Below are 17,595 nucleotides of genomic sequence, written 5' to 3'. Positions count from 1 at the left end.
GCATGCCGCGGGTTTTTTGCGTGCATGCTGTATGTGCACAATCGTGAATCGTGACGCACGCCTATTCCATCGTCGCGATGGGGTTGCCGGCGCGAGTCCCCGTGCTGGTTTACAATCAATTGATTGATCGGCCTCGCACTCACGATATCTCCATGGCTTACAAAACTATCGAAGACACGATCGGCAACACGCCGCTCGTGCAACTGGTCCGCCTGCCGGACGACGAGATTCGCGCACGCAACAACGTGGTGCTCGCGAAGCTGGAAGGCAACAATCCGGCCGGTTCCGTGAAGGATCGCCCGGCACTGTCGATGATCAGCAAGGCCGAGGTGCGCGGTCGCATCAAGCCGGGCGATACGCTGATCGAGGCGACGAGCGGCAACACGGGCATCGCGCTCGCGATGGCCGCGGCGATCCGTGGCTACAAGATGGTGCTGATCATGCCGGAGGACCTGTCGGTCGAGCGTCGTCAGAGCATGGCCGCTTATGGCGCCGAAATCATCCTGACGCCGGTAAAGGGCGGGATGGAACTGGCGCGCGACCTCGCGGAGCAGATGCAGCGCGAAGGCAAGGGCGTGATCCTCGATCAGTTCGGCAACCCCGACAATCCCGTCTCGCACTACGAAGGAACCGGCCCGGAGATCTGGCGCGATACCGAAGGGCGCGTCACGCACTTCGTGTCGGCGATGGGCACGACGGGCACGATCATGGGTACGTCGCGCTATCTGAAGGAACAGAATCCGGCGATCGAGATCATCGGCGCGCAGCCGGAAGACGGGTCGCGCATTCCGGGCATTCGCAAGTGGCCGGAAGCGTATATGCCGACAATCTTCGATCGCAGCCGCATCGATCGTGTCGAGAACGTGAGCCAGGCCGCGGCGGAAACGATGGCGCGCAGGCTCGCGGCCGCCGAGGGCATCTTTGCCGGCATCTCGTCGGGCGGCGCATGCGACGTCGCCATGCGCATCGCACGCCAGGTCGAGAACGCGACGATCGTGTTCATCGTCTGCGACCGCGGTGACCGCTACCTGTCGACTGGCGTGTTTCCCGCCTGAGCCCGATCGACATCCGCAGAAGCACGCGATACAAAGGCGCCGCGCAAGCGGCGCTTTTTCCTTGTGCGTACCGTGCTTACTGCGCCGGCGCCTCCGTATCCGCCGCAGGCAGTGGCAGCGCGCCGCTCGCTTCCATCTGCGCTTTCACGGCTTCGCCGAGCTGGTACACAGTGAGTGCATAGAAGAAGCTGCGGTTGTAGCGCGTCAGCACGTAGAAATTCTTCAGGCCGAGCAGGTATTCGGTCGCGCGCCCCGGCGACGGCAGGTCGACCACGGTGACCGGCGTGCCGGCTTCGGTGGTGATGTTGACCATCGGCTCGTTGAGCGTCATGCCGGCGCGCAGCAGTTGCGACAGCGCCCAGTGCGGTTCGGGCTGACCGTCCGCTGCTGCCTGTGCGATGCCGAGGCTGCCCGTGTCGGGCGTGATGCGCCAGACCACCGGGCGATCGGTTTCCCAGCCGTGCTGCTTCAGGTAGTTCGCGACGCTGCCGATCGCATCGGCAGGACTGCTGCGCAGATCGACATGGCCGCCGTCGTAGTCGACCGCATACTCGCGGATGCTGCTCGGCAGGAACTGCGGGATGCCGATCGCGCCCGTGTACGAGCCGAGCACGGTGGTCGGGTCGAGCTGGTTGTCGCGGGTCCAGACCAGGAAGTCCTCGAGATTCTTGCGGAACGTTGCCTGGCGGCTGTCGCGATTCGGCGTGTCCGGATAGTCGAACGTGAGCGTCGTCAGCGTATCGAGCACGCGGAAGTTGCCCATGTAGCGGCCATAGATCGTTTCGACACCGATGATGCCGACGATCACCTCGGGCGGCACGCCGAATTCCTCGGATGCGCGCTGCAGCGTCGCCTGGTTCGCCTTCCAGAATTTCACGCCCGCGTTGATGCGGATCGGTTCGATGAAGCGCGAACGATAGACGCGCCAGTTCTTCACCGACGGCGTCGGCGCCGGCTTCACGAGCTTGACGGCGGTGGCCGAGTAGCTGGTGCGCGAGAACAGCGCATGCAGGCTCGCGGAATCGAAGCCGTTGCGGCTCACCATCTCGTCGATGAACGCATCGACCTTCGCGTTGTTCGCGTAACGCTGGGGAACGATTTCCTCTTCGAAGGTCTGACCTTGCGGCGCCGGCTGCTGCGGTTGCGCCTGCGCGACGAGCGTGCCGGACGACTTCGCAGGCTGCGTCTGCGCGACGACGGGCGCGGCGGCCAGCGTAGCGGCGACGGCAGCGGCAACGAGCGGAACGCGAACGCGGAACAGTGCGGAGAGAAGGGCGGCAGGCTTGCTGGAATTCATGTCGAAGCGGGCGGACAGGGCGATGGGGTTCGGCGCAGTATACCCGACGCATCCTGCGTGCCGGGGCGAGGCAGCGCACCGATGTGGTAAGTTAGCGGCGAATTCGCGGCAGACGATGGACATCATTGATGGAGACCTGCGGCGCACCCTGCGTCGTGGATGACAGCTTATGGCAACCGCCTTCTATACGCACCCCGACTGCATGCTGCACGAGATGGGGGAATGGCATCCGGAATGCCCGGCCCGACTGTCGGCGATCCAGGATCAGCTGATCGCGAGCCGCATCGACGACCTGATCGTGCACGAAACCGCTCCGTTCGCGAGCGAGGTGGCGCTGGGCCGCGTGCATACGCAGGCCCATATCGACTACATCCGCAGCATGATGCCCGTCGACGGCTACGTCGAGATCGATCCCGACACGCTGATGAACCGCGACACGTGGCGCGCTGCGCTGCGTGCGGCCGGCGCCGCGATCGCGGCGACCGATGCGGTGATCGAGGGCCGTTACGCGAATGCGTTCTGCAGTATTCGGCCGCCCGGCCATCACGCGGAACCCGCGCGTGCGATGGGCTTTTGCTTCTTCAACAACGTGGCGATCGCCGCGCGGCATGCGCTCGACGTCCACGGTATCGAGCGCGTCGCGATCATCGATTTCGACGTGCACCACGGCAACGGCACCGAAGCCGCGTTCGCGAACGACGAGCGCGTGCTGATGTGCAGCTTCTTCCAGCATCCGCTGTATCCGTTCTCGGGCGTCGATCACCAGGCGCCGAACATGGTCAACCTGCCGATGCCTGCGCGCAGCAACGGGATGGCGATCCGCGAGGCGGTCGACATGTTCTGGCTGCCGCGTCTCGACGCGTTCAAGCCGCAAATGCTGTTCGTGTCGGCCGGTTTCGACGCGCATCGCGAGGACGACATCGGCAACCTCGGTCTCGTCGAGGCCGATTTCGAATGGCTGACCGCGCAGGTCGTCGACGTCGCGCGCCGGCATGCGCAGGGCCGCATCGTCAGCTGTCTCGAGGGCGGCTACAACCTGTCTGCGCTCGGCCGCAGCGTCGTCGCGCACTTGCGCGTGCTGGCCGGCATCTGACCGGCAGCGGCGCGGCGCGGCTTCAGCGCGCCGGCACGCGCGCGCGAATCCACGCGATCAACGCATCGATCACACGGTCGCGCTCGAGATCGTTCATCGTTTCGTGAAAGCCGCCTTCGTATAGCGTCAGCGTACGATCGGGTGAGCCGACGCGGGCGCCGAATGCGCGGCTTCCGTCGGGCTCGGTCAGCTTGTCCTCGGTGCCGTGATAGACGAGCACCGGCACGCGCAGCGCGCCGCGCCCGCGCTCGATTCGCGCCATCGCGTCGAGGATTTCGGCACCGGTGCGTGCCGGCACCGCGCCGTGGTGCACAAGCGGATCGGCGCGGTTGGCCGCGACGACGGCCGGATCGCGCGACAGCAGCGCGGCATCGATCCTGATTGCAGGAAAGGTCGGCCATACGCGGCTGATGAAGCGGCTCATCGCGAGCATCCAGCGCGGCACGTCGCGTCCCGGCGCGAGCGCCGGACTCGACAGCACGAGGCCTGCCAGCGCATGGCCGCGGGCCGGCACGCGTTCGATCGCATACAGCGCCGCGACCGCGCCGCCCATGCTGTGCCCCATCAGGAAGAGCGGGGTAGCGCCGCGGGCGGCTTCGGCGACGAGCGCATCCACATCGTTCAGATAGCCGTCGAAACGCTCGACCCACGCGCGTTTGCCGGGCGACTGGCCGTGCCCGCGCAGGTCGATCGCCAGCACGTCGATGCCGGCCGCGTTCAGTCGGGCCGCGAGCGCCGCGTAGCGGCCCGCATGCTCGGCGAGGCCGTGCACGAGCGTGATCGTGGCGCGCGGCGGCACCGTGCCGTCGCCGGCCGGCCAGCGGTACGACGCCAGCTCGAGCCCGTCCGCGGTACGCAGCCGGCCCATCCGCGGGGCGGGCAGCGACGCCGGCTCCGGTGCGGCGGTGGCAGGCGCGGCGGCCGGCGTGGTGGTGGCGGTCATCTGGCGTGTCCCCTGTTCGTTGGCGTAGGTGTTCCGGATCATAGTCGCGACACGCCCGCGGCGCGCCAGCGGCGCCCCTCTAATTTCCTCTGGTTATGAAAAGATCGAAATCGATTATTAAGTGGAATGAGGCGTTTGCGGTAAAATCGCCGGCTATTCCAGATGCATCGGCGGCCGACTGGCGGGCCTCGCCTGCCGGCCGCCGTTTTGTTTACATGATCGAATTACGCAATCTGTCGCAGCGTTTCCCCGGGCCGACCGGCTGGGTCGACGCATTGCACAACGTCAATCTGACGATCCCGCAGGGCGAGGTGTTCGGCATCATCGGCCGAAGCGGCGCCGGCAAGAGCACGCTCGTGCGCACCATCAACCTGCTCACGCGGCCGACCGAAGGCAACGTCGTTGTCGGCGGGCGCGATCTCACGCTGCTGTCGTCCGGCGCGCTGCGCGAAGCGCGCCGCGAAATCGGCATGATCTTCCAGCACTTCAACCTGCTGTCGTCGCGAACGGTGTTCGACAACGTCGCGCTGCCGCTCGAGCTGGCCGGCGCGAGCCATGCCGAAATCGAGGCGGCCGTGCTGCCGCTGCTCGACCTCGTCGGGCTGTCCGCGCAGAAGGATCGCTATCCGGCGCAGATCAGCGGCGGCCAGAAGCAGCGCGTCGGCATCGCCCGCGCGCTCGCGAGCAAGCCGAAGGTGCTGCTGTCGGACGAAGCGACATCGGCGCTCGACCCCGAGACCACGCGCGCGATCCTCGACCTGCTGAAGCGCATCAACCGCGAACTGGGCCTGACGATCGTGCTGATCACGCACCAGATGGAAGTGATCAAGCAGGTGTGCGATCGCGTGGCGGTGCTCGACGCGGGCCGCGTGGTCGAAGAAGGCCGCGTGATCGACGTGTTCCTGCAGCCGCATCACGAAGTGACGCGCGCGCTGATCGGCGACGTGATCGCGCAGGAACTGCCGCCGGCGCTGAAGGCGCGCGTGGCCGAGCGGCTGAAGACGGGCAGCGGGCATTTGCTGCGGCTCGCATTCACCGGCTCGGGTGTCGACCAGCCGATCCTGTCGGAGACGATCCGCCGGTACGAACTCGATTTCAACATCCTGCACGGCCAGATCGACGAGATCCAGGGGCAGGCGTTCGGGTCGCTCGCGGTGCTCGCGGGCGGCGAGCCGGGCAAGGTCGGGCAGGCGCTCGCGTTCCTGCGCGAGCAAGGTGTGGTGGTAGAGGAGCTTTCGTATGTTGAGTGAGATGTTCGATATGTTCGTGCAGTCGTTCTGGGAGACGCTGATCATGGTCGGCATCTCGGGAGCGGTCGGCGCGCTCGTCGGGCTGCCGCTCGGCGTGCTGCTGTACCTGACCGACCGCCAGGGCGTGCTGCAGAACCTCGGCGTGAATCGCGTGCTCGGCGGCATCGTGAACGCGGTGCGCTCGACGCCGTTCATCATCCTGCTGGTCGCGGTCATTCCGTTCACGCGGCTCGTCACGGGGTCGTCGATCGGCACCGCCGCCGCGGTCGTGCCGCTGACGCTCGCGGCCGCACCGTTCGTCGCGCGGCTGGTCGAGACCGCGCTGCGCGAGGTCGACCGCGGGCTGATCGAGGCCGCGCAGTCGATGGGCGCGACGACGTCGCAGATCGTGTTCAAGGTGCTGCTGCCCGAATCGCTGCCGGGCATCGTCGCGGGCCTGACGATCACGTTCGTGTCGCTCGTCGGCTATTCGGCGATGGCCGGTGCGATCGGCGGCGGCGGGCTCGGCGATCTCGGGATCCGCTACGGCTACCAGCGCTATCTGCCGGAAGTGATGTGGACGGTCGTCGCGATCCTGATCGTGTTCGTGCAGATCGTGCAGTCGTTCGGCGACTGGCTCGTGCGCCGGCTGAGCCACAAGTAAAAACGACATTCATCCGTTGGGGGAGACGATGCAACGACGCTTCATGCTGAAGTTCGCGGCCGCACTCGGCGCGGCCGCGCTGTTCGCGAGCGCGCACGCGCAGGCCGAAACCATCAAGGTGGGCGTGACGGGCGGCCCGCACGCGCAGATCATGGACGTGGTGAAGAAGGTCGCGGCCAAGAGCGGCCTCGACATCCGCGTCGTCGAATTCTCCGATTACGTGCAGCCGAACGCGGCGCTCGCGTCGGGCGATCTCGACGCGAACAGCTACCAGCACGATCCGTATCTGCAGGCGCAGGTGAAGGATCGCGGCTACAAGCTGATCAAGGTCGCGGACACCGTCACGTTCCCGATGGGCATCTATTCGAAGCGGGTGAAGTCGCTGGCCGAGCTGAAGCCCGGCGCGCGGATCGCGGTGCCGAACGATCCGACCAACGGCGGCCGTGCACTGCTGTTGCTGCAGAAACAGGGGCTGCTGAAGCTGCGTGCGGACGCCGGGCTGAAGGCGACGCCGCTCGACATCGTCGACAATCCGCGCAAGCTGAAGATCGTCGAACTCGACGCGGCGCAGATTCCGCGCTCGCTCGGCGACGTCGACGCGGCGGCGATCAATACCAACTATGCGATGGAAGCGGGGTTGAAACCGAAACAGGACGCGATCGCGATCGAGGGCCCGAACGGCCCGTACGCGAACATTCTCGCGATTCGCGAGGCCGACCGGAGCAAGCCGTGGGTCGCGAAGCTGGTCGCGGCCTACCATTCCGCGGAAGTGAAGCAGTTCATCGAACAGAAGTTCGGCGGCGCGGTCATCGCCGCCTGGTAACACGATGTACACGGCGCGCCCGGCGACGATTAGAGTCGATGATCGAAAACCCGGGCTTTGCGTCCGGGTTTTTTCTCTTTTAAAATAGAACGACCGTTCGCTATTGCCGGCGCGCCGAAGAGGAGCGCTATCCTCGATAGCCGCGATGGATTGGTCCGCTTGGCCGCGCAGTCATGAGGCCTCGCTATAGAATGGCCTCTGGTCGTATTCGTAACTTTGGAGCGTGTGCATGAAAATCCTGGTGCCAGTGAAAAGAGTGGTCGATTACAACGTGAAGGTCCGCGTGAAGTCGGACAACACGGGCGTCGACATCGCGAACGTGAAGATGTCGATGAACCCGTTCGACGAAATCGCGGTGGAAGAAGCGGTGCGCCTGAAGGAAGCGGGCGTGGCGACCGAAGTGATCGCGGTGTCGGTCGGTGTGGCGCAAGCGCAGGAAACGCTGCGCACGGCGCTGGCGATCGGCGCGGATCGCGCGATCCTCGTCGAGTCGAACGACAGCGTCGAGCCGCTGGCCGTCGCGAAGATCCTCAAGGCGCTGGTCGACAAGGAGCAGCCGCAGCTGGTGATCCTCGGCAAGCAGGCGATCGACGACGATTCGAACCAGACGGGCCAGATGCTGGCCGCGCTGGCAGGCCTGCCGCAAGCGACGTTCGCGTCGAAGGTGACGATCGCCGATGGCCGTGCCACGGTCGCGCGTGAAGTCGACGGCGGCGCGGAAACGCTGTCGCTGACGCTGCCGGCGGTGGTCACGACCGACCTGCGCCTGAACGAGCCGCGCTACGTGACGCTGCCGAACATCATGAAGGCGAAGAAGAAGCCGCTGGAAACGGTGAAGCCGGAGGATCTGGGCGTGGACGTCGCGCCGCGTCTGAAGACGCTGAAGGTGGCCGAGCCGCCGAAGCGCGCGGCCGGCGTGAAGGTGCCGGACGTGAAGACGCTGGTCGAGAAGCTGAAGACCGAAGCCAAGGTGCTGTAAGAGGGAGCGGAAAGAAATGACGATTCTGGTTATTGCGGAACACGACAACGCGTCGATCAAGGCCGCGACGCTGAACACGGTGGCAGCGGCGGCCGAGGTTGGCAAATTCGTCGGCGGTGACATTCACGTGCTGGTCGCGGGCCATAACGCGCAAGCGGCGGCGGACGCGGCAGCGAAGATCGCAGGCGTGTCGAAGGTGCTGCTGGCCGACGCGCCGCAGCTCGAAGCGGGCCTCGCGGAAAACGTCGAAGCGACCGCGCTGAACATCGCGAAGGACTACTCGCACATCCTCGCGCCGGCCACCGCCTACGGCAAGAACATCGCGCCGCGCATTGCCGCGAAGCTGGACGTCGCGCAGATCTCGGACATCACGGCGGTCGATTCGGCCGACACGTTCGAGCGTCCGATCTACGCAGGCAACGCGATCGCGACGGTGCAGTCGGGCGATCCGGTCAAGGTCATCACGGTGCGCGCAACGGGCTTCGATCCGGTTGCGGCGGAAGGCGGCAGCGCGTCGGTCGAGAAGATCGAAGCAGCGGCTGATGCCGGCAAGTCGCAATTCGTGAGCCGTGAAGTGACGAAGCTGGACCGTCCGGAGCTGACGTCGGCGCACATCATCGTGTCGGGCGGTCGTGGCCTGGGCAGCGGCGAAAACTACACGAAGGTGCTCGAGCCGCTGGCGGACAAGCTGTCGGCAGCCCTCGGCGCCTCGCGCGCGGCCGTCGACGCGGGCTACGTGCCGAACGACTACCAGGTCGGCCAGACCGGCAAGATCGTCGCGCCGCAGCTGTACATCGCGGTCGGCATCTCGGGGGCGATCCAGCATCTGGCCGGCATGAAGGATTCGAAGGTGATCGTCGCGATCAACAAGGATCCGGAAGCGCCGATCTTCAGCGTGGCCGATTACGGCCTCGTCGGCGATCTGTTCGCGCTCGTGCCGGAACTCGTGAACGAGCTCGGCTGACGCGGCATGCCGCTTCGGCGGTAAGTTACGCAGCAAGACCAGGGGCGCGATGAGCGCCCCTTTTTTTGCGCCACGGCCGGAGTGGGCGAGGGCATTCTTCGATGCGAACGAAGATCGCGATCGCGCAATGCTGCGACGAACGTGTCCTGATGCGGTCAGGCAGGCCGAAGCGTCGATCGTCGGCGCGAAGGGCAACGAGCGTGCGCTCGCGGTAACGGAGGTCTCGTCCCGATCGGGCGATGCGTTCGCTACAACGAAAACGGCGCCCCGCAGGGCGCCGTTTTCGTTGTAGCTGCCCGACCCTTGCCGCAGCGGGCCGTTCCGGCTTATGCGTATGCCGGGCGCGGCTGGCCGGCCACGTCCTTCAGGTAGCGATGCACCGACAGGTCGTCGGCCTGGATCGCCGGCTTCTTGCCCGAGATCAGGTCGGCGAGCAACTGGCCCGACCCGCACGACATCGTCCAGCCGAGCGTGCCGTGGCCGGTGTTGAGGAACAGGTTCGAGACCGGCGTGCGGCCGACGATCGGCGTGCCGTCCGGCGTCATCGGGCGCAGGCCCGTCCAGAACGTTGCCTTCGACGTGTCGCCGCCGCCCGGGAACAGGTCGTTCACGCACATTTCGAGCGTTTCGCGGCGCGCTGTGCGCAGGTTCTTGTCGAAGCCGACGATCTCGGCCATGCCGCCGACGCGGATGCGCTGGTCGAAACGCGTGATCGCGATCTTGTAGGTTTCGTCGAGCACCGTCGAGACGGGGGCAGCCGCCTCGTTGACGATCGGCGCGGTGATCGAATAGCCCTTCAGCGGGTAGACGGGGATCTTCATCAGGTTCGAGACGAAGCGGGTCGAGTACGACCCGAGCGCGACGACGTACGCATCCGCGCGCACCATCTCGCTGCCGCACTGCACGCCGGCGATCTTGCCGCCCGCGATCGCGAGCGCGTCGATCGGCGTGTTGTAGCGGAACTTCACGCCGAGCGATTCCGCGAGCGCCGCGAGGCGCGTCGTAAACAGCTGGCAGTCGCCCGTTTCGTCGCCCGGCAGGCGCAGGCCGCCCGTCAGCTTGTGCGACACGGCGGCGAGCGCCGGTTCGGCATGCTTCAGTTCGGCCGGCGACAGCAGTTCGAACGGCACGTTCGCTTCCTGCAGCACCGCGATGTCCTTCGCCGCGCCGTCGAGTTGCTGTTGCGTGCGGAACAGCTGCAGCGTGCCGCCCGTGCGGCCTTCGTACTGGATGCCCGTGTCGGCGCGCAGCGCCTGCAGGCAATCGCGGCTGTATTCGGCGAGGCGGACCATGCGGCCCTTGTTGACCGCATAGCGCTCGGCCGTGCAGTTGCGCAGCATCTGCCACATCCACTGGAGCTGGAAACGCGTGCCGTCGAGGCGGATCGCAAGCGGCGCGTGCTTTTCGAACATCCACTTGACGGCCTTCAGCGGCACGCCGGGCGCGGCCCACGGCGCGGCATAGCCGGGCGAGATCTGGCCCGCGTTCGCGAAGCTCGTATCGAGTGCCGGGCCGGCCTCGCGGTCGATCACCGTGACTTCATGACCGGCGCGCGCGAGGTAATACGCGCTTGCCACGCCCACCACACCGCTGCCCAGAATGACGACTCGCATAGCTGCTCCAGATGGAAGGATTCAGGTCGAGGCCGGGCGCACCTGCGTCTCCGTGTAACCTCTATCTGATCTAGTTTTTTGCGCTATGGTATTGTCGAATGTGTAGGTTTTGTTATCGTATTTTTCAGGTTTTCAGCATAAACAAATGAGAACGCAACGCCAGCCAGTACGCTCGCTCGACAAGCTCGACCGGCGCATCCTCAAACTGCTCCAGGACGACGGCCGGATGGCGATGAAGGACCTCGCGGAACAGGTCGGACTGACCGTGACGCCATGCATCGAGCGCGTGCGGCGCATGGAGCGCGACGGCGTCATCACCGGCTATCACGCACGCGTCGATCCGGGCCAGCTCGGCGCCGCGTTGCTGGTGTTCGTCGAGATCACGCTCGGCCACAAGGGCGGCAACATGTTCGAGCAGTTCCGTCGCGAAGTGATGAAGATCGACGAGGTGCTCGAATGCCATCTCGTGTCCGGCGACTTCGACTACCTGATCAAGGCGCGGATCGGTGAAATGGCCGACTATCGCAAGCTGCTCGGCGACATCCTGCTGCAGCTGCCCGGCGCGGTGCAGTCGAAGAGCTATGTCGTGATGGAGGAAATCAAGGAGACGCTGACGATTTCGGTCGGCGAATGACCGCGGCTGCGACCCGCTGTCGGTCCTTCTATCCCGCCCTTGGCATGCTGCACCCAATACTGTATAAATATACAGTATTGGGTGCAGGCGAATGGGTGAGCGCATGGACGGTCGGTCCGACAACGAATTTCCGATAGCGCCGCCGGCGCCCCGCAAGGGGCGCGGTGCGGTCGACAACCTCCAGGGGCGGTACGAAACGGCGCTGCGCGAAGCGGTCGACGACGGCTGGACGCACGAATCGGACGACGCCGATCTGCCCGCTTCGCTGCGCACACTGGTGTTTGAGGAGCGCGCAAAGAGCATCCTGACGCACAACCAGTCGCCGGACATTCCGTTCAGCGTGTCGCTCAATCCGTATCGCGGCTGCGAGCATGGCTGCATCTACTGCTTTGCACGGCCGACCCATAGTTATCTGGGCCTGTCGCCGGGGCTCGATTTCGAGAGCCGCATCTATGCGAAGGTCAACGCGGCCGAACTGCTCGAGCGCGAGATTTCGCGCAAGCGTTACGTGCCGGAGCCGATCGCGCTCGGTGTCAATACCGACGCATACCAGCCGGTCGAGCGCGATCTGCGCATCACGCGCAGCGTGATCCAGGTGATGCACGATCGCGGGCTGCCGTTCGCCGCGATCACGAAATCGTCGCTGATCGAGCGCGATCTGGACCTGCTGGCCCCGATGGCCGAACGCGGGCAGGTGATGGCCGCGGTCACGATCACGACGCTCGACGCTGATCTCGCGCGCACGCTCGAGCCGCGTGCGGCGACGCCGGCGCGCCGGCTGCGCACGATCCGCGCATTGCGCGACGCGGGCGTGCCGGTGGGCGTCAGCATCGCACCGATGATCCCGTTCGTCACCGAGCCGGACATGGAGCGCGTGCTGGAAGCCTGTGCGGAAGCCGGTGCGACGCATGCGAGCTACATCATCCTGCGGCTGCCGTGGGAGGTCGCGCCGCTGTTCAAGCACTGGCTCTCCGCGCATTTCCCCGATCGTGCGGAGCGCGTGATGAACCGCGTGCGCGACATGCGCGGCGGGAAGGACTACGACTCGGATTTCTCGAAACGGATGAAGGGGGAGGGGATCTGGGCCGACCTGTTGCGTCAGCGTTTCCGTCAGGCCGTGAAGCGGCTCGGGTTGAACGAGCGCGCGAACGGCATTCTGGATCTGTCGCAGTTTCGCGGTGCGCCGGCGGCCGGGGCTGCAACTCGGCGTACGGTGGCGGGCGCAAGCGGCGCGAAGTCGCGTGACGACATGCAGTTGAGCCTGTTCTGACCGACGCGTGTCGGCAGTTTACTGCGAAATCTGCTTCGCCGCCTCGACTTGCGATTCGAAATACGTCTGGAACGACAGCGCGAGCGCGGTCATCAGCAGGAACGCGCCGATCAGCAGCGAGAAGATCACGATGAAGATCACCGTCCAGCCCGACCGGCTGTGCTTGCCCGTATCGGCATTGAATTGCGCGTCCCATTTTTCGTCGGGGCGCAGGCCGTAGACGAGCGCGGCGAGGAACGCGGCCAGCAGCGAGATCGCACCCGGCACGGCGAGCCACCAGCCGAGGCCGGCGCTGCGCTGGGTCGCGGCGAGCAGCATGAAACCCGGAATCCCGACAATCGTCGCGAGCAGGTGCGCCCAGCCGTACATGTCGCGCAAGCCGTACAGGTAGAAGCGGTGCGCGCCGAGTGAACCGAACAGGAACGCGAGGGCGGCGGTGAGCGTCTTGGAGCGGAAGCGGCGTGACGGTGCGGTACTGCTGGACATGGGTGGCGGCGGATTGTCGTTGGCATGGGCGGCCGGCAGGCCGGCGCGGGGCGCTCGGCCCGGCACGCATTCTACGATGCCCGGTCGGGCCCGGTCACCCCTCGCCTGCGTCAAGGTGCCGCATAGGTGACGCGGTAGATGGCGCCCGCGTAGTCGTCGCTGACGAGCAGCGAGCCGTCCGGCAGCGGCAGCACGTCGGCCGGGCGTCCCCACGCGGTGCCGTCCGCGCGCAGCCAGCCGGTAATGAACGGTGTCTGGCGCGCGTGGCTGCCGTCGGCCGACACGACCGCGCGCATCACGCGGTAGCCGACCTTCGTGCTGCGGTTCCACGAACCGTGCTCGGCAATGAAGACGTTGTTGCGATACGACGCCGGGAACATCAGCCCCGTATAGAAGCGCATGCCGAGTGCGGCGACGTGCGCGCCGAGTTTCAGCACGGGCGGCACATAGCGGCGGCACACGTCGGCGCTCCCGAATTCGGGGTCGGGTGTGTCGCCGCCGTGGCAGTACGGAAAACCGAAGTCGAGTCCCGCGCGCGGCGCGCGGTTCAGCTTGTCGTCGGGCACGTCGTCGCCCATCAGGTCGCGCCCGTTGTCGGTGAACCATAGCTCGCCCGAATCGGGGTGCCATGCGAAGCCGACGGTATTGCGCACGCCGCGGGCAAATACTTCGCGGCCGCTGCCGTCGGCGTTCATCCGTGCGATGATCGCGTAGCGGCCGCGATCGGCGAGGCACACGTTGCACGGCGCGCCGGTCGGCACGTAGAGCTTGCCGTCGGGCCCGAACGCGATGAATTTCCAGCCGTGCTGGTGATCGGTCGGCAGCGCGTCCGTCACGACTACCGGCGCGGGCGGCCTGGCGAGCCGGTCGTCGATGTGGTCGAGGCGCAGGATGCGCGATACCGCGGAGATATAGAGCGCGCCGTCGCGATACGCGACCCCGACGGGCATGTCGAGCCCCGATGCGATCACGTAGCGGGCGGTGATCCGGCCCTCTTGCAGCGCAAATGCATGCACGCGGCCTTCTCGCGAGCCGACATACAGAATCCCGCGCGGCGACCACGCCATTTCGCGCGCGGTCGGAACGGCGTCGGTCAGCATGTCGACATGGAAGCCGGGCGGCACGACGAGTTCGCCCACCGGTGGTGCGGCGCAAGCCGCGGTGGCTGCGAGGCAGGTACCGAGGCCGGCCAGCAAGCCCGCGAGGCGGCGCTGTACGCGGCGCGCCGGAGTGACGCGAAATGGCGGCATGGCGGCGGGGGAGCGTCGTGGACACGACGATTGTATGCCCGGCGGACAGGGCGTTTGCGGAATTTTTGCGCGTAAGTGTTTGTTGTGGCTTTGGTTTCCGGCTATAATCGCACGTTTCAGTAGTTTCGAACCCGGTTTTCCCGAAGGATTTCATATGGTTATCATCCGTCTGGCTCGCGGCGGCTCGAAGAAGCGCCCGTTCTACAACATCGTTGCTACCGATTCGCGTAACCGTCGTGACGGCCGCTTCATCGAGCGCGTCGGCTTCTACAACCCGGTCGCTACGAAGGGCGAATCGCTGCGTATCGCTCAGGACCGCCTGACGTACTGGCAAGGTGTTGGCGCGCAACTGTCGCCGACCGTCCAGCGTCTCGTGAAGGAAGCGCAAAAGGCGCAACCGGCTGCCTAACATGGCGCGGTGTGCCGGTCGTGCCGGCTGCAAGGAGCATTGATGTCCGGTCACGATTCCGGTAACGCAAAGCGCGGGCGAGCGTCGTTTGGCGCATTCGTCCGCAAGCCGGTCGAGCGCGACGTTGTCGCGAGCGCCGGTAGGGCTGCCGAGCAGGGCAGTCTCGAAGCGGCGCAAGCCTGGCCCGACGATGCCGTCGAGGTCGGGGCAGTGGTCGACGCCTACGGCCTGAAGGGCTGGATCAAGGTGGCGACGCATGCCGACGCCGGTCGCGGCGGCGACGCGCTGCTTAACGCGCGCTGCTGGTGGCTGGAACGGGGTGGGGAGCGGTTGTCCGCCCGCATCCTGCAGTCGAAGACGCACGGCGACACTGTCGTCGCGCATGCCGCGGGTGTCAGCGACCGCGATGCCGCACTGGCTTTGCGCGGCTTTCGCGTGTTCGTGCGCCGGGAAGATTTTCCGGCATTGGCCGCGGACGAATTCTATTGGGTCGACCTGATCGGCCTCGAGGTCGTCAACGAGCAATCGGTGGCGCTCGGGACAGTGAGCGGGATGATCGACAACGGCGTGCATTCGATCATGCGCGTCGAGTATCCGGCAGTCGGCAAGGATGGTCAGCCGACCACCGACGAGCGGCTGATTCCGTTCGTCGGCGTATACGTCAAGACGGTGGATCAGGCGGCACGTCGCATCGTCGTCGACTGGGACGCCGATTACTAATGAACCAGGTTACGGAGAGCGCGGTGCAGTTCGACGTCGTCACGCTCTTTCCCGAAATGTTCCGCGCGCTGACCGACTGGGGAATCACCAGCCGGGCCGTGAAGCAGGAGCGCTTCGGGCTGCGCACCTGGAACCCGCGTGATTTCACGACGGACAACTACCGCACGGTCGACGATCGTCCGTACGGCGGCGGTCCGGGCATGGTGATGCTGGCCAGGCCGCTCGAGGCCGCGATCGGCGCTGCGAAGGCAGCGCAGGCGGAGCAGGGCGTCGCGAGCACGCGTGTGGTGATGATGTCGCCGCAAGGTGCGCCGTTCACGCACGAACGTGCGGTGCGGATGGCGCAGGAGCCGGGTGTCATCGTGCTGTGCGGCCGCTACGAGGCGATCGATCAGCGTCTGCTCGACCGTTGCGTCGACGAGGAAATCAGCCTCGGCGATTTCGTTCTGTCCGGCGGCGAACTGCCGGCGATGGCGATGATGGATGCCGTCGTGCGCCTGCTGCCCGGCGTGCTGAACGATGCGCAGTCGGCCGTGCAGGACAGCTTCGCCGACGGGCTGCTCGATTGTCCGCATTACACGCGCCCCGAGGAATACGAGGGGATGCGCGTGCCGGACGTGCTGCTCGGCGGGCATCATGCCGAGATCGAGCGGTGGCGGCGCCAGGAAGCATTGAAGAATACGTTGCGGAAGCGGCCGGACCTGATCGTCCGGGCGCGCCGCGAGAAGTTGCTGAGCCGTGCCGACGAGGCGTGGCTTGCGAACCTCGCACGCGAAGCGAAGAACGCCTCCTGAGGCGGCGTCGCGGGCGGGAAATGGCGGTGCCGTGCATGCGTGCGCGGTGCCTGATGTGAATCCATCCTCTATCGGGGCCAGGCCTGGAAGCAGGCGGGTGCAAACGCCGACAAGATGGCTTTAGGAGTCTGTGATGAATCTGATTGCAAAACTTGAGCAGGAAGAAATCGAGCGCGCGCTCGCCGGCAAGACGATCCCCGAATTCGCCCCGGGCGATACGGTGATCGTGAACGTGAACGTGGTTGAAGGTAACCGCAAGCGCGTTCAGGCTTACGAAGGCGTCGTGATCGCGATTCGCAACCGTGGCCTGAACTCGAACTTCATCGTCCGCAAGATCTCGTCGGGCGAAGGCGTCGAGCGTACGTTCCAGACCTACTCGCCGCTGCTGGCGAGCATCGTCGTGAAGCGTCGCGGTGATGTGCGTCGCGCGAAGCTGTACTACCTGCGCGAGCGTTCGGGCAAGTCGGCTCGAATCAAGGAAAAGCTGGTGTCGAAGGATCGCGCCGCAGCAGCTTCCCAAGAGTAAGAGCTGTAAGGAAAAAGCACCCTCCCGGGTGCTTTTTTCATTCTGGCGCGACAATATGCTCGATACGTCACGAACCCGAGAGCCCCATTGAATCGCCGCCCCATCATTGACCCCGAAGTGCTGCCGGTCGAAGGCACCGGTGCCGGCCTGCCATCCATCGATTCCCGCCTGATGACGCCGCCCGGGCTGCGCGAGCGTTTCGCGCGCACGCTCGAATGGAGTGTCGAGCCGAGCGACGCACGATTGCAGGAGGGCGTTGATCCGCGCAGCGCCGCCGTCCTCGTACCGCTCGTCGTCCGCGAGAGCGGCCTCACCGTGCTGCTGACCCAGCGCGCCGATCACCTGAACGACCATGCCGGACAGATCAGCTTCCCCGGCGGCCGCCGCGAGCCGTTCGATCGCGATGCGACGGCGACCGCGTTGCGCGAGGCGAAGGAGGAAATCGGACTGGCCGCCGAACGGGTCGAGATTCTCGGTGCGCTGCCCGACTACCTGACGGGTACCGGCTTCTGCGTGGCGCCCGTCGTGGGGCTCGTGCATCCGCCGTTCACCGTGCAGGCCGACACGTTCGAAGTCGCCGAGATTTTCGAGGTGCCGCTCGCGTTCCTGATGAGTCCAGCGAACCACCAGGTGCGCGTGTTCCGCTGGGAAGGCGGCGAACGTCGTTTTTTTGCGATGCCCTATCCGAATGGTGAATCGACCGGGCATTACTTCATCTGGGGCGCAACTGCCGCCATGTTGCGCAATCTGTACCGCTTCTTGGCAGCCGGATAACATCCCGACTGATCCTGCCCACGCGGCCGGCTCCCGGCCCGTCGCGCCAGCAGCCATGCGTCGCTTACGCTG

General features: G+C 66.0%; 19 protein-coding genes. 14 read left to right on the top strand and 5 right to left on the bottom strand.

The window, feature by feature from the left end:
* Positions 1-152 precede the first annotated feature (152 nt).
* On the top strand, positions 153-1,055 hold the full coding sequence (gene cysM / locus DIE22_RS22745) for a cysteine synthase CysM (RefSeq protein ID WP_124606143.1): 903 nt from the start codon (positions 153-155) through the stop codon (positions 1,053-1,055).
* A gap of 76 nt (positions 1,056-1,131) precedes the next feature.
* Here the strand turns inward: cysM and mltB are convergent, their stop codons facing one another.
* Positions 1,132-2,478, bottom strand: coding sequence for a lytic murein transglycosylase B (gene mltB / locus DIE22_RS22740; protein WP_185640667.1), 1,347 nt, complete (start codon positions 2,476-2,478; stop codon positions 1,132-1,134).
* A gap of 43 nt (positions 2,479-2,521) precedes the next feature.
* Here mltB and DIE22_RS22735 point away from each other — a divergent pair, with 43 nt between their 5' ends.
* Positions 2,522-3,445 (top strand): histone deacetylase family protein, encoded by a 924-nt coding sequence (locus DIE22_RS22735; RefSeq protein WP_124501937.1) that lies wholly within the window; start codon positions 2,522-2,524, stop codon positions 3,443-3,445.
* Between the two features lie 22 nt (positions 3,446-3,467).
* On the opposite strand, the gene DIE22_RS22730 is transcribed toward DIE22_RS22735, so the two are convergent.
* Positions 3,468-4,388: an alpha/beta hydrolase gene (locus DIE22_RS22730; protein WP_124606142.1), complete on the bottom strand. Its 921-nt coding sequence runs from the start codon at positions 4,386-4,388 to the stop codon at positions 3,468-3,470.
* A 215-nt stretch (positions 4,389-4,603) separates the two neighbouring features.
* Here DIE22_RS22730 and DIE22_RS22725 point away from each other — a divergent pair, with 215 nt between their 5' ends.
* From DIE22_RS22725 to DIE22_RS22705, 5 genes are all read left to right on the top strand, one after another.
* Positions 4,604-5,638: a methionine ABC transporter ATP-binding protein gene (locus DIE22_RS22725; RefSeq protein ID WP_124606141.1), complete on the top strand. Its 1,035-nt coding sequence runs from the start codon at positions 4,604-4,606 to the stop codon at positions 5,636-5,638.
* Complete coding sequence (locus tag DIE22_RS22720) at positions 5,628-6,281, top strand: methionine ABC transporter permease (RefSeq protein WP_044844825.1); 654 nt, start codon at positions 5,628-5,630, stop codon at positions 6,279-6,281. Before DIE22_RS22725 ends, DIE22_RS22720 begins: the two co-directional genes overlap by 11 nt.
* A gap of 28 nt (positions 6,282-6,309) precedes the next feature.
* The gene (locus DIE22_RS22715; RefSeq protein ID WP_124606140.1) at positions 6,310-7,104 is read left to right on the top strand and encodes a MetQ/NlpA family ABC transporter substrate-binding protein; all 795 of its coding nucleotides are present in this window, start codon (positions 6,310-6,312) and stop codon (positions 7,102-7,104) included.
* Positions 7,105-7,333: 229 nt separating this feature from the next.
* Entirely contained in the window at positions 7,334-8,083 is a 750-nt protein-coding gene (locus tag DIE22_RS22710; RefSeq protein ID WP_124606139.1) for an electron transfer flavoprotein subunit beta/FixA family protein, read from the top strand.
* A 16-nt stretch (positions 8,084-8,099) separates the two neighbouring features.
* The gene (locus DIE22_RS22705; protein ID WP_124606138.1) at positions 8,100-9,047 is read left to right on the top strand and encodes an electron transfer flavoprotein subunit alpha/FixB family protein; all 948 of its coding nucleotides are present in this window, start codon (positions 8,100-8,102) and stop codon (positions 9,045-9,047) included.
* A gap of 326 nt (positions 9,048-9,373) precedes the next feature.
* On the opposite strand, the gene DIE22_RS22700 is transcribed toward DIE22_RS22705, so the two are convergent.
* Complete coding sequence (locus DIE22_RS22700; protein WP_124500202.1) at positions 9,374-10,660, bottom strand: D-amino acid dehydrogenase; 1,287 nt, start codon at positions 10,658-10,660, stop codon at positions 9,374-9,376.
* A 145-nt stretch (positions 10,661-10,805) separates the two neighbouring features.
* On the opposite strand from DIE22_RS22700, the gene DIE22_RS22695 reads away from it, so the two are divergent.
* Positions 10,806-11,294, top strand: coding sequence for an Lrp/AsnC ligand binding domain-containing protein (locus tag DIE22_RS22695; protein ID WP_006762687.1), 489 nt, complete (start codon positions 10,806-10,808; stop codon positions 11,292-11,294).
* A gap of 91 nt (positions 11,295-11,385) precedes the next feature.
* Positions 11,386-12,564, top strand: coding sequence for a PA0069 family radical SAM protein (locus tag DIE22_RS22690; RefSeq protein ID WP_124606137.1), 1,179 nt, complete (start codon positions 11,386-11,388; stop codon positions 12,562-12,564).
* Positions 12,565-12,582: 18 nt separating this feature from the next.
* On the opposite strand, the gene DIE22_RS22685 is transcribed toward DIE22_RS22690, so the two are convergent.
* Both DIE22_RS22685 and DIE22_RS22680 read right to left on the bottom strand, forming a co-directional pair.
* Entirely contained in the window at positions 12,583-13,050 is a 468-nt protein-coding gene (locus DIE22_RS22685; protein ID WP_124500200.1) for an NINE protein, read from the bottom strand.
* A 110-nt stretch (positions 13,051-13,160) separates the two neighbouring features.
* Complete coding sequence (locus tag DIE22_RS22680) at positions 13,161-14,300, bottom strand: sorbosone dehydrogenase family protein (protein WP_124500199.1); 1,140 nt, start codon at positions 14,298-14,300, stop codon at positions 13,161-13,163.
* 154 nt (positions 14,301-14,454) lie between these two features.
* Between DIE22_RS22680 and rpsP the strand changes: the two genes are divergently transcribed.
* From rpsP to DIE22_RS22655, 5 genes are all read left to right on the top strand, one after another.
* Positions 14,455-14,709: a 30S ribosomal protein S16 gene (rpsP, locus tag DIE22_RS22675; RefSeq protein WP_006476550.1), complete on the top strand. Its 255-nt coding sequence runs from the start codon at positions 14,455-14,457 to the stop codon at positions 14,707-14,709.
* A 42-nt stretch (positions 14,710-14,751) separates the two neighbouring features.
* Complete coding sequence (rimM, locus tag DIE22_RS22670; protein ID WP_124500198.1) at positions 14,752-15,429, top strand: ribosome maturation factor RimM; 678 nt, start codon at positions 14,752-14,754, stop codon at positions 15,427-15,429.
* Positions 15,429-16,223, top strand: a complete 795-nt coding sequence (gene trmD / locus DIE22_RS22665) for a tRNA (guanosine(37)-N1)-methyltransferase TrmD (protein WP_124500197.1) — start codon at positions 15,429-15,431, stop codon at positions 16,221-16,223. Before rimM ends, trmD begins: the two co-directional genes overlap by 1 nt.
* 133 nt (positions 16,224-16,356) lie before the next feature.
* The gene (gene rplS, locus DIE22_RS22660) at positions 16,357-16,749 is read left to right on the top strand and encodes a 50S ribosomal protein L19 (protein ID WP_006753174.1); all 393 of its coding nucleotides are present in this window, start codon (positions 16,357-16,359) and stop codon (positions 16,747-16,749) included.
* Between the two features lie 87 nt (positions 16,750-16,836).
* Positions 16,837-17,523 (top strand): CoA pyrophosphatase, encoded by a 687-nt coding sequence (locus DIE22_RS22655; RefSeq protein ID WP_124500196.1) that lies wholly within the window; start codon positions 16,837-16,839, stop codon positions 17,521-17,523.
* The last annotated feature ends 72 nt before the right edge of the window (positions 17,524-17,595 follow it).

This window comes from Burkholderia sp. Bp9142 (assembly GCF_003853415.1).
In the GTDB taxonomy this organism is placed as follows: domain Bacteria; phylum Pseudomonadota; class Gammaproteobacteria; order Burkholderiales; family Burkholderiaceae; genus Burkholderia.
The sequence above is the reverse complement of the archived record's forward strand: the minus strand, read 5'-3'. Positions and strand labels throughout refer to the sequence as shown.

Excerpts from the sequence above, each read along its gene's own strand:
- DIE22_RS22720 (WP_044844825.1), top strand. The coding sequence starts at position 5,628 with ATGTTGAGTGAGATGTTCGATATGTTCGTGCAGTCGTTCTGGGAGACG.
- DIE22_RS22700 (WP_124500202.1), bottom strand. The coding sequence starts at position 10,660 with ATGCGAGTCGTCATTCTGGGCAGCGGTGTGGTGGGCGTGGCAAGCGCG.
- rplS (WP_006753174.1), top strand. The coding sequence starts at position 16,357 with ATGAATCTGATTGCAAAACTTGAGCAGGAAGAAATCGAGCGCGCGCTC.
- DIE22_RS22735 (WP_124501937.1), top strand. The coding sequence starts at position 2,522 with ATGGCAACCGCCTTCTATACGCACCCCGACTGCATGCTGCACGAGATG.
- rimM (WP_124500198.1), top strand. The coding sequence starts at position 14,752 with ATGTCCGGTCACGATTCCGGTAACGCAAAGCGCGGGCGAGCGTCGTTT.
- DIE22_RS22725 (WP_124606141.1), top strand. The coding sequence starts at position 4,604 with ATGATCGAATTACGCAATCTGTCGCAGCGTTTCCCCGGGCCGACCGGC.
- mltB (WP_185640667.1), bottom strand. The coding sequence starts at position 2,478 with ATGATGTCCATCGTCTGCCGCGAATTCGCCGCTAACTTACCACATCGG.
- DIE22_RS22680 (WP_124500199.1), bottom strand. The coding sequence starts at position 14,300 with ATGCCGCCATTTCGCGTCACTCCGGCGCGCCGCGTACAGCGCCGCCTC.
- DIE22_RS22705 (WP_124606138.1), top strand. The coding sequence starts at position 8,100 with ATGACGATTCTGGTTATTGCGGAACACGACAACGCGTCGATCAAGGCC.
- DIE22_RS22690 (WP_124606137.1), top strand. The coding sequence starts at position 11,386 with ATGGGTGAGCGCATGGACGGTCGGTCCGACAACGAATTTCCGATAGCG.
- DIE22_RS22715 (WP_124606140.1), top strand. The coding sequence starts at position 6,310 with ATGCAACGACGCTTCATGCTGAAGTTCGCGGCCGCACTCGGCGCGGCC.
- cysM (WP_124606143.1), top strand. The coding sequence starts at position 153 with ATGGCTTACAAAACTATCGAAGACACGATCGGCAACACGCCGCTCGTG.
- DIE22_RS22695 (WP_006762687.1), top strand. The coding sequence starts at position 10,806 with ATGAGAACGCAACGCCAGCCAGTACGCTCGCTCGACAAGCTCGACCGG.
- DIE22_RS22710 (WP_124606139.1), top strand. The coding sequence starts at position 7,334 with ATGAAAATCCTGGTGCCAGTGAAAAGAGTGGTCGATTACAACGTGAAG.
- DIE22_RS22730 (WP_124606142.1), bottom strand. The coding sequence starts at position 4,388 with ATGACCGCCACCACCACGCCGGCCGCCGCGCCTGCCACCGCCGCACCG.
- trmD (WP_124500197.1), top strand. The coding sequence starts at position 15,429 with ATGAACCAGGTTACGGAGAGCGCGGTGCAGTTCGACGTCGTCACGCTC.
- DIE22_RS22685 (WP_124500200.1), bottom strand. The coding sequence starts at position 13,050 with ATGTCCAGCAGTACCGCACCGTCACGCCGCTTCCGCTCCAAGACGCTC.
- rpsP (WP_006476550.1), top strand. The coding sequence starts at position 14,455 with ATGGTTATCATCCGTCTGGCTCGCGGCGGCTCGAAGAAGCGCCCGTTC.